The following is a 13,414-nucleotide window of genomic DNA, read 5'->3' on the forward strand; positions in this document are numbered from 1 at the left end:
TGAATCGTCTAATTTGGCCTTACTTACAAGGCACCTGTCAGAAAGTAGTTCCTGACCTGTTGAATATCGTTATCTATCTGTTGTTTCAGCGCATCCAGTCCATCAAATTTCTGTTCTGGACGAATAAACGTTTTAAATTCTACTGTCAGTAGTTGACCGTAAAGATCACCCGACCAGTCAAATAGGTGGGCTTCCAGCACCGGCTGCTTGCCATTAACGGTCGGGCGCATGCCAATATTAGCCACACCTTGGGCTGACAGGTTTTTACCGGTCACGGTTACCGCATAAACACCTTTGAGCGGTGAGTGAAACCGATGCATACGCACATTAGCGGTAGGAACACCGATGGTACGGCCCAGCTCTTGCCCATGCATAACACGTCCAGTCACACTGTAAGGACGTCCTAATAGCGCACAAGCCAAGGCTAGATCATTGTTCTGCAAAGCACTGCGGATGCGGGTACTGCTTACCCGCTCACCATCCACATCAAAGGTCTCAGTATTCACCACACTAAAACCATAGCGCTCACCGCTTTGCCGCAACATATTGTAATCACCGCTACGATCGCAACCAAAACGGAAATCATCGCCAACCACAAAATGCCGTACCGCCAGGCCTTTTAACAGCAGTTCATCAACAAACTGATCCGCACTCATGGTACGCAATCGCTCATTAAAGGTAAGGCACAAGACGCGATCAACGCCCTGAGCTTTAAGCAGCCGGACCTTTTCATCGAAACGAGTCAGCCTTGGTGGCGCCTGATTCCCAGCAAAAAACTCCCGCGGCTGTGGCTCAAAGATGATCACCACCGCTGGCAAGCCTAGCTCTTTACCTTTGCGCAGCACCTGAGCCAACACCTGCTGATGACCTAGATGCACGCCATCAAAGTTGCCGATCGTTGCGACACAGCCTTTATGCTTGTCACGCAGATTATGCAAACCCCGAATTAGCTCCATGTCACCCCGATCTCATTGGCAAATAAAATAAGCGCGAAATTATACCCCAGTTAAAGCAATATTCGCTATCAATCAAGGGAGATATAGGACGATTAATGGCGTAAATGCCGTAGTCGCATTCCCGTCACCCCTAATACCAACAGATAAACCGTAGCACCACCACCGACCAGAATAGCCATCTGCATCACCCGCTGCCACATATCAAAGCTTAGCCATTGCTCCGGCGTACCGGCTAACCACAACAGAAAGGCGACCATCATCGAATTGGCCAAGCCCATCCGTAAAAGCCACTTAAGCCAACCGGACTGCCAATGAAAGACGCCCTCTTTCAACAGCCCCCGCAATAATAATCCAGCATTCAAAAAGGCCGACAGCGTCGTCGCTAATGCTAACCCAACATGATCCAACGGCCAGATCAATATCAGATTTAAAACCATATTGATGACCATCGCATAGATACCAATTTTCACCGGCGTCTTAGTATCTTGACGAGAGTAATAACCCGGTGCGAGCACCTTAATTAACATAAAGGCCAGCAAACCACAGGCGTAGGCACGCAAACTCATCGCCGCCATGGTGACATCGTGATCCGTCATCTCGCCATAATGAAACAGCGTCGCTAACAACGGCTCGGCCAAGACTAACAACGCCATCGCCGCCGGCAAGCCGATCAACAACACCATCCGCATCGCCCAATCGAGAGTCCGGGAAAAGTTTTCGGTACTTTTCTCGGCATGCTTGCGGGATAAGCTTGGCAAAATAACGGTAGCAATCGCAATACCGAACACACCCAACGGCAATTCAGCCAAACGATCGGAATAGTAGAGCCAAGAAACACTACCGGTTTGTAAAAACGAGGCCAGCAGAGTATCGAGTAGCAGGTTGATCTGACTCACAGAGACACCAAACAACGCAGGAATCATCAGCTTTAGAATGCGTTTAACGCCTTCATCCTGAAATCCCAGTTTAGGCGTGGGTAATAACTGAAGACGCCAAAGAAACGGAATCTGAAATAATAACTGCACAGAACCCGCAATCAGCACACCCAATGCCAAGGCCATCACCGGCTGTTCAAATAGCGGCTGCATCCATATAGCCGCGCCAATTAACGACAGGTTCAATAACACCGGTGTAAACGCAGGTACGGCAAAACGCTCATAACTATTTAGAATACTGCCAGACAGTGCCGTTAAAGAGATAAGTAACAGATAGGGAAAGGTATAACGCAACATCTCCACGGCCAAACCATAGCGCAGAGGATCATTGAGATAAAACCCTGGTGCAAAGATAGCAGCCAATACCGGTGCACCAACCACCCCAACAGCGGTGACCGCCAACAAAACTAGACCCAAACTACCCGCGACTCGATCGACCAACGCTTTAATCGCTGCCAAATCCCTTAAGCTTCGGTATTCAGACAACACCGGCACAAAGGCTTGGGAGAACGCCCCCTCCGCAAACAACCGTCGTAAGAAGTTAGGAATTTTAAAGGCCACAAAAAAGGCATCTGCGCTGCTGCCCGCACCAAAATAGTTAGCCACCACCACATCACGAACAAGCCCTAGCACCCGCGACAACATCGTCATCATCCCGACCAACGCACTCGAACGTAGTAAACTGCGAGATTTAGGTGATCGGCCTTCAGGCTGATTACTCGATGGCGTCTCTGATGGCACTTCTGTTCTGCTCAATGTTCTGCTTTCCTGCCAGCCAAAATAGATGGATGCTGATAATACCGATTAAGCGAACAAAATGCTTGTGCAAACAAAGCAGCGACACTGCCCAATCGATCGCCTCACACACTTTATTCTTATTTAGCTGTTGACAGCAAGGCGACAAACATGAATAATCTCGCGTCTTAATTTTAGATGTCCGGTTGCTTAGAAATAAACCTGCGGGCATCTCAATATCGATTATTTTATATCGATTAACTTTTACACTATTTAGAGGAGTCGGATTGTGGCAAATTCCGCAGGATCCCGTAAACGCGCTCGCCAAGCTGAGACGCGCCGTCAAAATAACGCGAGCCTGCGTTCCATGGTTCGCACTTACGTTAAGAAAATAGTTGTTGCTATTGAGTCCGGTGATCACGCCGCGGCAACTGCAGCATTCGTTACCGCTCAGCCATTAATGGACAGCGCAGTAACTAAAGGCATTTTCAACAAAAACCAGGTTGCTCGTAAGAAAAGCCGTCTGAATGCCTCTATCAAGAAACTGGCAGCTTAATCTCTACGAGATCTAAGTTGTAAAAAAACCGGCCTTGGCCGGTTTTTTTTTGCTTTAAAACATCATCAGAATAAAGCTCAGACTAACACCAGATTATCTCGGTGCACTAACTCCTGCTCACCGACAAACCCCAATACGGTCTCTATATGCGAACTCGGATGACCGATAATCTTCTGCGCATCTTCTACGCCGTAATTCACCAGACCACGGGCAATCGGCCGACCAGACTCATCACTAATCACCACCATTTCACCACGAGAGAAAGATCCAGTCACCGCCTTCACACCTGCCGGTAACAGGCTTTTGCCACGCTCAACCAAAGCCCTTACCGCACCCTCATCCAAGGTCAACGTACCACGCGCCTGAAGATGCCCTGCAATCCATTGTTTACGCGCTGCTACTGGAGATTTTTCCGGCACCAACACCGTCCCCAACACCTCAGCCTCTCGCAATCGCAATAAGATATTATCTTCTCGACCACTAGCAATCACGGTCACCGCGCCAGAACGCGCCGCCAATTTCGCCGCCCGCACCTTAGTCGCCATGCCCCCCTGACCCAAACGACCACCTCCGCCAGCCATTGCCTCTAGCGCGCGATCACCCGCTTTCGCTTCAGAAATCAACGTCGCGTCAGGGTTTGAACGAGGATCTGCCGTATATAAACCATTTTGGTCTGTCAGCAGAATCAACGCATCCGCCTCAACCAAATTAGCCACGAGCGCACCCAGAGTATCATTATCACCAAAGCGTATCTCCTTGGTCACCACGGTATCATTCTCATTCACCACCGGAACAACACCTACTGACAATAAGGTCTTCAGCGTCGCCTGAGCATTGAGGTAACGTTTACGGTTTGAGTGATCTTCATGGGTTAACAAAATCTGAGCGGTCAGGGCATTATGACGGCGAAAGTTGGTTTCGTACGCTTGCACCAACCCCATCTGCCCAACAGCAGCCGCAGCCTGAAGCTTATAAACCTCATAGGGCCGCTCTTTCCAGCCCAAACGAACAATCCCCTCAGCAATAGAACCAGAGGACACCAGCACAACCTCAAGGCCGCCCTCGCGCAACTGAGCCAACTGATCAACCCAGCGACCAATTGCTGCCAGATCCAACCCTTCACCATCATTTGTTAGTAACGCACTGCCAATTTTAACAACCCATCGACGGGATGTTTTCAGTTTATTACGCGCTGAGCTCACGGATCACTACTCTCTTGAAAGACGCTATTAAGGCCGCTTTCATTCTCACTCAACCAGCAGTGAGGCAGCCTAAATCAGTGTTAATTTTTTACGTATTCCACTTCAACGTCATAGTCATCATCGTCAAAGTCTTCAAAATCATCATCACCACGACGCTTAGCGCGCACTTCTTCACGCATCTGCTCAATCCGCTCACGACCTTCACGATCGATTGCCCGACGAATCTCAAACTCAGCTTCCACCAACTCAGGATTTTCTGCTGCACGTTCAGCCAACTGATCAAGAAATACCTGAATATCCTGCACTAACTGCTGGGTACCCATCTTATTAATCGCAGAGATCTGATAAACAGGCCCTTCCCAACCCAGCGCATCAACAACTGACTGACAAAGCGCTTGCTGCTCTTCTTCAGGCACCATATCCAGTTTATTGAGCACCAACCAACGCGGTTGCGCCGCCAGCGTTGGGCTAAATTTCTCCAACTCTCTGACGATGACACAGGCAGAATCAGCCGGCGTCACACCATCCCACGGCGCCATATCAACAAGATGCAGTAGAATTCGGTTACGCGCTAGATGTTTCAAGAACTGGATACCCAGCCCCGCACCTTCAGCAGCCCCTTCGATAATTCCAGGAATATCGGCGATGACAAAGCTCTTATACTGCTCAACACTGACAACCCCTAGATTAGGCACCAGCGTAGTAAACGGATAATCAGCTACCTTGGGTGTTGCCGCCGAAACTGACCGAATAAAGGTCGATTTACCCGCATTAGGCAAGCCAAGCAAGCCAACATCCGCCAGCACTTTCAGCTCAAGCTTAACATTACGCGTTTCACCTAAACTGCCATTAGTCGTCTGCCGAGGCGCACGGTTTACACTGCTCTTAAAGCGCGTATTACCTAGACCATGGAAACCACCCTGAGCAATTTTTTCAACTTGGCCTATCTGAGTCATATCCGCAAGGACTTCATCGGTATCGATATCAACCACAGTAGTACCGACCGGCACCCTCATGATCAAATCTTCACCTTTAGAACCAGTACAGTTACGGCTCTGACCACCCTTACCATTCTCAGCCTTATAGCGCGGCTGAAAACGATAATCGATCAGCGTATTCAGCGATTCATCCGCCTCTACATAGACCGAACCACCATCGCCACCGTCACCACCATCAGGGCCGCCTTTAGCGATATATTTTTCCCGGCGAAAGCTCAGGGTACCATTACCGCCCTTACCCGCCTCGATCGTAATCGTCGCTTCATCTACAAATTTCATACTACACCTCCAGTTATACTGGCATTCTGTGCACACCACCGGCAATAAACCGGCTGTTGATAAGGCCCGCTCTGCAGACCTTTTCAACAACAAGCTTAATTAACCATTAAAAACAAAAAAAGCCCCGCAACCGCGGAGCTTTTTTAAGCATAAAAGCCGTATTAAGCGGTTTCTATAGTAATATATTTACGCTTTTGCGGGCCTTTAACAACAAACTTAACAACGCCGTCTGCAGTCGCAAACAGAGTATGGTCTTTACCCATACCTACGTTTACACCAGCATGGAATTTAGTACCACGCTGACGTACAAGAATGTTACCAGCCGTAACTACCTGACCACCGAAACGCTTAACACCTAAGCGTTTCGACTCGGAGTCACGACCGTTACGAGTACTACCTGCCGCCTTCTTATGAGCCATTTGTCACTCTCCTATCGAATAGTCTTAGGCACTAATGCCAGTAATTTTAACTTCAGTGAAGTGTTGACGGTGACCCATCTGCTTCATGTGATGCTTACGACGCTTGAATTTCATGATATGAACTTTCTTAGCGCGACCGTGGCTTACAACTTCAGCTGTAACCTTAGCACCTTCAACAACTGGCGCACCGATTTTAACATCATCGCCATCTGCAACCAGTAAAACGCGGTCAAATTCAACATTAGAACCCGCTTCTACAGCCAGTTTTTCCAGTTTCAGCGTATGGCCTTCCTGAACTCGGTACTGCTTACCGCCGCTCACAATTACTGCGTACATTTTAATCTCCAGTTTAAAACCCACCCTGCTACTAAATAACACGCCTACTTCTAATGGTTGAACCATATGGTAGGGAGCGAATTTGGATGGGTTAGGGCGCGAGATTATATAGAAACATAAGATATGACTCAAGCAGAAATATAGATAATAACCCGACTTTCTTGACACTCGCATACTCACCCCCTAGCATGCGCCCATACCAATTTAAGAGCCTAGTATCAGTTCCTATGCTGCCACATCAGTTAAATCCAGCTATTGAGCCGCAATTCGAAGCGGTAAACGACTATATTATCAACCACTTACACTCAGGTGTGCCACTGGTTGAAAAAATCGGACATTACATTGTCGAAAGTGGTGGCAAACGGATAAGACCGTTGCTGGTACTCCTCGCGGCCAATGCTGCCGGCTATAAAGATGATCAGCATATTCCGCTTGCGGCGGTGATCGAATTTATCCACACGGCAACCCTGCTACACGACGATGTTGTGGATAACTCAGAGCTACGCCGTGGCAACGACACTGCTAACGCCAAGTGGGGCAATGCGCCTAGCGTACTGGTCGGCGATTTCCTTTATTCCCGCTCCTTCCAAATCATGGTTGAGATCAACAAGCTGGAAATTATGGCGGTGATCTCCAATGCCACCACCATTATTGCTGAAGGTGAAGTCATGCAGTTGCTCAATGCGCGCAACCCTGACACCACCGAAGCTGCTTATATGCAGGTGATATTGGGTAAAACCGCCATGCTGTTTGAAGCGGCCACCGAAGCCGGTGCAATTTTGGCCGACGCCAGCAAAGATGAGCAAGAAGCCTTACGACTCTATGGTCGGCATATCGGCATCGCCTTTCAAATCATCGACGATGTCATGGATTATCTCAGCAGCGCCGAAGAGATGGGTAAAAATGTCGGCGACGACTTGGCCGAAGGTAAAGCCACCCTGCCGCTGATCCATGCGATGCAGCACGGCACCGATGAGCAGCGCAACCTCATCCGCCAAGCGATCCGTAAAGGCGGCCTAGAAGACTTACAACCGATTATGGATATCGTTCATGCCACCGGCTCGATCGACTATTCTCGCAATACCGCCTATGCCGAAGCCGACAAGGCGATCAAAGCCCTCGACGCTCTGCCAGATAGCTCGTTCAAACAAACCATGATTCAACTGGCTGATCTCGCCGTTAAGCGCAACAGTTAAGCCCCACTTAACAACTAGGCACTTGCGTGACTCAGCATGATGAATGCTGAGTCACTACTCCCCTTTTTTACCACCTATTAGATCTCTAAATCACCTAACCGGCGATAAAGAAAACCGTTTCGAGTGACAAGCAACCGTTTTCCATCAAGCAACTCCCTGATCGCTGATAAAAATCCTATCCCTCCGTCCCCGCGTTTATAACGAAACTCACTGTATATCCTGCGGTAAACCACTCTAAAAACGACTAAATCTGTCTGAATTTTCCGTTTTTACTGATACAAACCGTGATCCCTGACCACTAAACCGGTATAATCCCACCGATATTTTGGCTATAAAAAAAAGTGGATATACAGCTCAGATGACAAAACCTTCCTCATTTAATCGAGAAGAACTCCTTCAGTGCGGTAACGGCATCATGTTTGGTGAGGGTAATGCCCGCCTGCCTATCGGCAACATGCTGATGATGGATCGCATCACTATGATCACTAGTGAAGGCGGCAAATACGGCAAAGGCTATATCGAAGCAGAGCTGGACATCCATCCCGACCTTTGGTTTTTCGAATGCCATTTCCCAACCGATCCCGTTATGCCTGGCTGCTTAGGTCTAGATGCAATGTGGCAGATTGTTGGTTTCTTCCTTGGCTGGCGTGGTAATAAAGGTCGCGGACGCGCCCTTGGTTGTGGTGAAGTTAAGTTCACCGGCCAGATTTTGCCAACCGCTAAGAAAATCACGTATCGTATTGATCTATCGCGGGTTATTGAACGCAAACTGGTTATGGGCATTGCAGACGGTAGTGTGTCTGTTGATGGTCGCGAAATTTACACCGCTAAAGATCTGCGGGTAGGCCTGTTCGTATCTACCGATAGTTTCTAAAAAAACGAAGCCGTCACAGCAAGCCACGGTGCTGCTGTAGATCTATACTTACAATGTTTTACTGAATAAAAGAGGCATCCTATGAGACGTGTAGTTGTTACCGGAATGGGTATCGTATCTTGCCTAGGTACTGATAAAGAAGCCGTCTTGGACTCACTGAAAGAAGGCCGTTCCGGCATTAAATTTCAAGAAGAGTACAAAGAGCTTGGGTTCCGCAGCCAGGTAGCTGGCAGCATCGATCTGGATTACACCGATCTGATCGACCGTAAACTGGTTCGTTTCATGGGTGATGCTGCTGCTTACGCATATCTCTCTATGGATCAGGCCATTAAAGACGCCAACCTCAGCGAAGAGATGGTATCTAACGTCCGTACCGGCCTGATTGCAGGCTCTGGCGGCGCATCTTCTGCCGATATCGTCGAAGCAGCGGATATCCTGCGTACCAAAGGTGTTCGCCGCGTAGGTCCATACCGAGTCACCCGCACCATGGGCTCAACGGTATCCGCCTGTTTGGCAACGCCATTTAAAATCAAAGGCGTTAACTATTCCATTACCTCTGCCTGCGCGACCAGCGCCCACTGTATCGGCAACGCAATGGAACAGATTCAGCTGAACAAGCAGGACATCGTCTTTGCCGGTGGCGGTGAAGAACTACACTGGTCTCTCAGCATGATGTTTGATGCGATGGGTGCTCTGTCTAGCAAATACAACGACACCCCTGAAAAAGCATCGCGTGCCTATGATGCTAACCGTGATGGTTTCGTCATCGCTGGCGGCGGCGGCATGATCGTACTGGAAGAACTTGAACACGCTAAAGCCCGTGGCGCCAAAATTTATGGCGAACTGGTCGGCTACGGTGCAACCTCTGACGGTTACGACATGGTAGCCCCTTCTGGTGAAGGTGCTGTGCGTTGTATGAAGCAAGCAATGAGCACTGTTGATGCTGGTATTGATTACATCAACTCTCACGGTACATCGACTCCAGCGGGTGATATTCAAGAACTGAAGGCGATGAAAGAAACCTTCGGTGCCGAGATGCCGCCTGTCAGTTCCACTAAATCACTGACCGGCCACTCACTGGGCGCTACCGGTGTTCAGGAAGCGATTTATAGCCTGCTAATGATGGAAAACAACTTCATCTGCGCATCGGCTAATATCGATGATCTCGACCCTGCCGCTGAAGGCTTACCTGTGGTTACCGAACGTAAAGACAACGTTGATCTACAACGTGTTATGTCTAACAGCTTTGGTTTCGGTGGTACTAACTCCACACTGGTATTCGAAAAGTTCACGGGCTAATCAACTTATCAGCCTATTAAAAAACCCGCCAATCGGCGGGTTTTTTATTATCTAGCCAACGCTACTCATCCACTATCTTCAGATCACGCATCTGCGCTTCCAACCAACCAATGGAATCACTGTGTATTTCATCGACACTACGATCAACCGACTCAACCGCCGCGCCAATCCGAACGGTAATAGTGCCGGGATATTTTACATAACTCTTACCTGGCCAAAATAAGCCCGCATCGTGAGCCAAGGGTACAATAGGAGCCTGAGCACTAGCAGCCAACATCGCACCGCCTTTATTAAACTTACCTAGCTTACCGGCTTCGACTCGCGTTCCCTGTGGAAAAATGACCACATTGATTCCCTCCGCTAAGCGCTCTTTCCCCTGCGTTAACAGCTGTTTCAACGCACCACGCCGCTTACTACGATCAAGCGCAATCGGCTTAAGCATGGCCAAAGCCCAACCAAATAGAGGTATTTGTAGCAGTTCTTGCTTCAACACGGCACTCTGTGGACGCACCAGTGTTTGCAGGAAAAGTGTTTCCCATTCACTCGAATGGTTGGCAACCAACACATAAGCCCTATCTTTGGGCAGGTTTTCTCGACCTTCAACTCGGTATTTCACGCCGCAACACAGGTATAACCAAGCCATGCTGAAATAATTCATCAGCGTAAACAGCTTAAAGCGAGGACGAAAAGGCAGTGCCCAACCCACCAGCAAGCAAAAAGCGGCAAACAGCAACGTGACCGGATAAAAACCGATATAAAACAGCGTTGCCCGTAGATATAAAAACAGAGAAGGTTGTCTGGTCATCGCCTGATCACTATCCTTTTTTCGGCATGGAATCTATTTTACAGTGAGCTTCAAACATCCACTTTCCAGTGACCCGTTTTACCGCCCTTCTTTTCTAACAGCTTGACCTCAGAGATAACCATCCCCTTATCCACAGCTTTACACATATCATAAATCGTTAACGCCGCCACCGAAGCAGCGGTCAGCGCTTCCATCTCAACACCGGTCTGACCGGCGAGTTTACAGGTCGCCAGAATCAATACGGAATCCGATTCAGGTTGAGGTGACAGATCAACAGAGACTTTGCTTAGCATCAACGGATGACACAACGGAATAAGATCGGCGCACCGTTTAGCGGCCTGAATACCCGCAATCCTTGCAACCGTTAGCACATCACCCTTTTTATGTTCACCCGCAGTAATCATCCGCAGCGTTTCAGGCTGCATATTCACCACGGCCTGAGCGGTTGCTTCTCTACTAGTTACGGCTTTGGCTGACACATCCACCATATTCGCATGGCCATGCTCATCCAGATGCGTTAATCGGCTCATACCGTCTCCTGATATTTCTGCTTATTCAATACTGGATTAGCGTACATCTGCCGAAGAATCTGCGCAGCGGAATCAGATAGCCCCTCAAACCGCGCTTCAAACTGGGCTTTCTGTTCAGCATCAATACCATCGGTATCGATACCCGCAGCGAGTAAATTGGAAGGATGCAGGTAATAGCTTTCGATGATCTGGCGATCGATTTCAGCAGCCAACTCTTCTGGCGTATCCATCGGCGCGATCACCTGACCAAAGGCAACATGCACGTGCCCTTTATCGCCATTAATACCCGCTACAATACTTTCAATATCTTCAAACTGTGATTTTTGATATTCGCCCCCCTGCTGTTTAGCGTCAAGCTCTAGCGCTTTCGCCCGATCACAGGGGTCATATTCATAGGAAATAGATACCGGTACTATCTTTACCCGTTCAATAAACTCAGCAAAGCTACGCTGTTTACGATGGGTCATATAAAACATTTTCAGGATGGCAGGGTCGGTAAAATCATTGCCATCTTTGGCCCGCCCCTCTCTCTGCGCAATCCAAATGCTCGCTTCATCCTGTATAAGCGAATGATCAATGTAGGCAGACAGTTGTCCTAGCGCTGTAAGTACTTCCCGCCCCTTGGCCGAACGGTTAACAATAAAGCTTTTATTCAAGCGCATCAGATCAGAGACATAGGGCTTGCGCAACAGGTTATCGCCGATCGCGATACGCAGTGTATCGAAACCATTTTGATACAGCGCCCAGTTAATAAAGGCCGGATCCATCGCTATATCACGGTGATTGGAAACAAATAGGTAAGCTTCATCGGTTTCAAGATCTTCAATACCGCTGCACGACAAGCGGGTTGTCGTACGCCCAATCATCTTGGTCATATAACTAGCGATGAGTGTTTGAAAATCCTGAATCGTTTCGATTTCACCGGTTTTTTGAGCTAAGAATATACGTATCGCCGGTTTCAATAACCAACCAAACAGAGATGCCATCTGCGGAAACTGATAACGGGTTAACACCGAGATAAGTTCATCATCATGTATCAGCCGGTTCAGGACATCACTTACTTCACTATCGTGATAGGGACGAATGTTCTGAAATGGATCATTGATAGGGCTGGCTGACATTCTGCCTCCTGGGCATTACAAATATTAAGGCCGGTATTTTACAGGGAGACAGGAATAATTTCAGCGCACATTATGTATTCTTTAGCTTAAAGCCCATAGAAGGGGGGAATAACCTCGCATGATCAGCCACCGGTCATATTCATAAAACGAACAATCTGCGGTTTTTCATCGTCAAGATCGAAATGGTGCTGTTCCGGCTTAAGGTCCATCGCCTGAATCAGGTGCAGCTTGAGTAGCTCGATATCACCGGGGTGATCACGAATAACCTGACGTAGGTCCATCGAGTGCTCATTCCCCAGACAAAGCAACAAGCGCCCTTCTACCGTCATCCGCACCCGGTTGCATTCACTGCAGAAGTTATGGCTATGGGGTGAAATAAAGCCGACCCGACTATCACTGTCGGCCATACGGTAATAGCGTGAAGGCCCTCCGGTTTTCTCGGTGCAGTCGATCAGAGGATACACCGGTTTGATTAACGCCAATAGCTCATCACTGGAGCAATAGGCTTCTGCCCGATCATGTTCCGTTATCGCCCCCAGCGGCATCTCTTCAATAAAGGTAATATCGACGCCTTTATCGCGGGCAAAGCGGATAAGGTCTATGACCTCGTCATCATTACGACCTTTCAACACCACCGCGTTCAACTTAATTCGCTTAAAACCCGCAGCAACCGCCGCATCGATACCGGCCAATACCTGATGCAATCGACCGGTACGGGTGAGGCGTTTAAACTTATCTTCTTGCAAACTATCGAGGCTGATATTCAGACGATCAACACCTAAACGTTTCAAATCCGCTGCCATGCCAGCCAACTGCGAACCATTAGTCGTAATCAATAACTCAGCAGGCAATTGCCCTAACTGTTCGACCAAACTCAAAATGCCTCGCCGCACCAGCGGCTCACCGCCGGTTAAACGGATCTTATTCACGCCTAACTCAACAAATGCTTGGGCAACGAAATATAGCTCTTCCAATGACAACACTTCACTACGGGGCAGAAACTCCATCTCTTCCGCCATGCAGTACACACAACGAAAATCACAGCGATCAGTCACTGACAGACGAATATACTCAACCCGCCGGCCAAAACGATCAACAAGCTGGTTAACTGCAGGTTTATTCTTATCTAGAGTCATCTTCGGGCTAGTATCTCATGGTGTTTTCGGCAAAAAT

General features: G+C 48.6%; 14 protein-coding genes. 4 read left to right on the forward strand and 10 right to left on the reverse strand.

From position 1 onward, the window contains the following. Positions 1–23: 23 nt before the first annotated feature. Together ribF and murJ are read right to left on the reverse strand one after the other, a co-directional pair. Positions 24–956, reverse strand: coding sequence for a bifunctional riboflavin kinase/FAD synthetase (ribF, locus tag KO512_RS00860; protein WP_215950442.1), 933 nt, complete (start codon positions 954–956; stop codon positions 24–26). A gap of 92 nt (positions 957–1,048) precedes the next feature. Further along, complete coding sequence (gene murJ, locus KO512_RS00865; protein WP_289847201.1) at positions 1,049–2,647, reverse strand: murein biosynthesis integral membrane protein MurJ; 1,599 nt, start codon at positions 2,645–2,647, stop codon at positions 1,049–1,051. A gap of 268 nt (positions 2,648–2,915) precedes the next feature. Between murJ and rpsT the strand changes: the two genes are divergently transcribed. Next, a complete protein-coding gene (gene rpsT / locus KO512_RS00870; RefSeq protein WP_126159989.1) occupies positions 2,916–3,182 on the forward strand; it encodes a 30S ribosomal protein S20 in 267 nt (88 codons plus the stop codon). A 77-nt stretch (positions 3,183–3,259) separates the two neighbouring features. On the opposite strand, the gene proB is transcribed toward rpsT, so the two are convergent. From proB to rplU, 4 genes are all read right to left on the reverse strand, one after another. Then, positions 3,260–4,384: a glutamate 5-kinase gene (proB, locus tag KO512_RS00875; RefSeq protein ID WP_215950443.1), complete on the reverse strand. Its 1,125-nt coding sequence runs from the start codon at positions 4,382–4,384 to the stop codon at positions 3,260–3,262. Positions 4,385–4,464: 80 nt separating this feature from the next. Beyond that, positions 4,465–5,661, reverse strand: coding sequence for an Obg family GTPase CgtA (gene cgtA, locus KO512_RS00880; protein ID WP_215950444.1), 1,197 nt, complete (start codon positions 5,659–5,661; stop codon positions 4,465–4,467). A gap of 161 nt (positions 5,662–5,822) precedes the next feature. Further along, complete coding sequence (gene rpmA / locus KO512_RS00885) at positions 5,823–6,080, reverse strand: 50S ribosomal protein L27 (RefSeq protein ID WP_126159393.1); 258 nt, start codon at positions 6,078–6,080, stop codon at positions 5,823–5,825. A 24-nt stretch (positions 6,081–6,104) separates the two neighbouring features. Then, positions 6,105–6,416, reverse strand: a complete 312-nt coding sequence (gene rplU / locus KO512_RS00890) for a 50S ribosomal protein L21 (RefSeq protein ID WP_126159392.1) — start codon at positions 6,414–6,416, stop codon at positions 6,105–6,107. Positions 6,417–6,643: 227 nt separating this feature from the next. Here rplU and ispB point away from each other — a divergent pair, with 227 nt between their 5' ends. The 3 genes from ispB to fabB all read left to right on the forward strand — a co-directional run bounded on the left by ispB (position 6,644) and on the right by fabB (position 9,785). Continuing rightward, on the forward strand, positions 6,644–7,612 hold the full coding sequence (gene ispB, locus KO512_RS00895; RefSeq protein ID WP_215950445.1) for an octaprenyl diphosphate synthase: 969 nt from the start codon (positions 6,644–6,646) through the stop codon (positions 7,610–7,612). 358 nt (positions 7,613–7,970) lie between these two features. Continuing rightward, entirely contained in the window at positions 7,971–8,486 is a 516-nt protein-coding gene (gene fabA, locus KO512_RS00900) for a bifunctional 3-hydroxydecanoyl-ACP dehydratase/trans-2-decenoyl-ACP isomerase (RefSeq protein ID WP_126159390.1), read from the forward strand. Positions 8,487–8,567: 81 nt separating this feature from the next. Then, positions 8,568–9,785, forward strand: coding sequence for a beta-ketoacyl-ACP synthase I (fabB, locus tag KO512_RS00905; protein WP_215950446.1), 1,218 nt, complete (start codon positions 8,568–8,570; stop codon positions 9,783–9,785). 61 nt (positions 9,786–9,846) lie between these two features. Here fabB and KO512_RS00910 read toward each other — a convergent pair whose 3' ends face one another. The 4 genes from KO512_RS00910 to moaA form a co-directional block, all read right to left on the reverse strand. After that, positions 9,847–10,590 carry a lysophospholipid acyltransferase family protein gene (locus tag KO512_RS00910; protein ID WP_215950447.1) on the reverse strand — a complete coding sequence of 248 codons (744 nt, stop codon included), beginning with the start codon at positions 10,588–10,590 and terminating at the stop codon, positions 9,847–9,849. A gap of 50 nt (positions 10,591–10,640) precedes the next feature. Further along, entirely contained in the window at positions 10,641–11,120 is a 480-nt protein-coding gene (gene moaC, locus KO512_RS00915) for a cyclic pyranopterin monophosphate synthase MoaC (RefSeq protein ID WP_215950448.1), read from the reverse strand. Continuing rightward, on the reverse strand, positions 11,117–12,241 hold the full coding sequence (locus KO512_RS00920) for a 1-acyl-sn-glycerol-3-phosphate acyltransferase (protein ID WP_215950449.1): 1,125 nt from the start codon (positions 12,239–12,241) through the stop codon (positions 11,117–11,119). The genes moaC and KO512_RS00920 overlap by 4 nt, the downstream gene beginning before the upstream one ends. 122 nt (positions 12,242–12,363) lie before the next feature. After that, positions 12,364–13,377: a GTP 3',8-cyclase MoaA gene (gene moaA, locus KO512_RS00925; protein WP_215950450.1), complete on the reverse strand. Its 1,014-nt coding sequence runs from the start codon at positions 13,375–13,377 to the stop codon at positions 12,364–12,366. Positions 13,378–13,414: the final 37 nt, after the last annotated feature.

The sequence above is a fragment of the Amphritea atlantica genome (assembly GCF_018860855.1).
In the GTDB taxonomy this organism is placed as follows: Bacteria; Pseudomonadota; Gammaproteobacteria; order Pseudomonadales; family Balneatricaceae; genus Amphritea; species Amphritea atlantica_A.

What these genes read in the sequence shown, in the direction of transcription:
- ribF (WP_215950442.1), bottom strand. Translation starts at nt 956, where the DNA reads ATGGAGCTAATTCGGGGTTTGCATAATCTGCGTGACAAGCATAAAGGC.
- cgtA (WP_215950444.1), bottom strand. Translation starts at nt 5,661, where the DNA reads ATGAAATTTGTAGATGAAGCGACGATTACGATCGAGGCGGGTAAGGGC.
- rpmA (WP_126159393.1), bottom strand. Translation starts at nt 6,080, where the DNA reads ATGGCTCATAAGAAGGCGGCAGGTAGTACTCGTAACGGTCGTGACTCC.
- rplU (WP_126159392.1), bottom strand. Translation starts at nt 6,416, where the DNA reads ATGTACGCAGTAATTGTGAGCGGCGGTAAGCAGTACCGAGTTCAGGAA.
- ispB (WP_215950445.1), top strand. Translation starts at nt 6,644, where the DNA reads ATGCTGCCACATCAGTTAAATCCAGCTATTGAGCCGCAATTCGAAGCG.
- fabA (WP_126159390.1), top strand. Translation starts at nt 7,971, where the DNA reads ATGACAAAACCTTCCTCATTTAATCGAGAAGAACTCCTTCAGTGCGGT.
- fabB (WP_215950446.1), top strand. Translation starts at nt 8,568, where the DNA reads ATGAGACGTGTAGTTGTTACCGGAATGGGTATCGTATCTTGCCTAGGT.
- KO512_RS00910 (WP_215950447.1), bottom strand. Translation starts at nt 10,590, where the DNA reads ATGACCAGACAACCTTCTCTGTTTTTATATCTACGGGCAACGCTGTTT.
- moaC (WP_215950448.1), bottom strand. Translation starts at nt 11,120, where the DNA reads ATGAGCCGATTAACGCATCTGGATGAGCATGGCCATGCGAATATGGTG.
- KO512_RS00920 (WP_215950449.1), bottom strand. Translation starts at nt 12,241, where the DNA reads ATGTCAGCCAGCCCTATCAATGATCCATTTCAGAACATTCGTCCCTAT.
- moaA (WP_215950450.1), bottom strand. Translation starts at nt 13,377, where the DNA reads ATGACTCTAGATAAGAATAAACCTGCAGTTAACCAGCTTGTTGATCGT.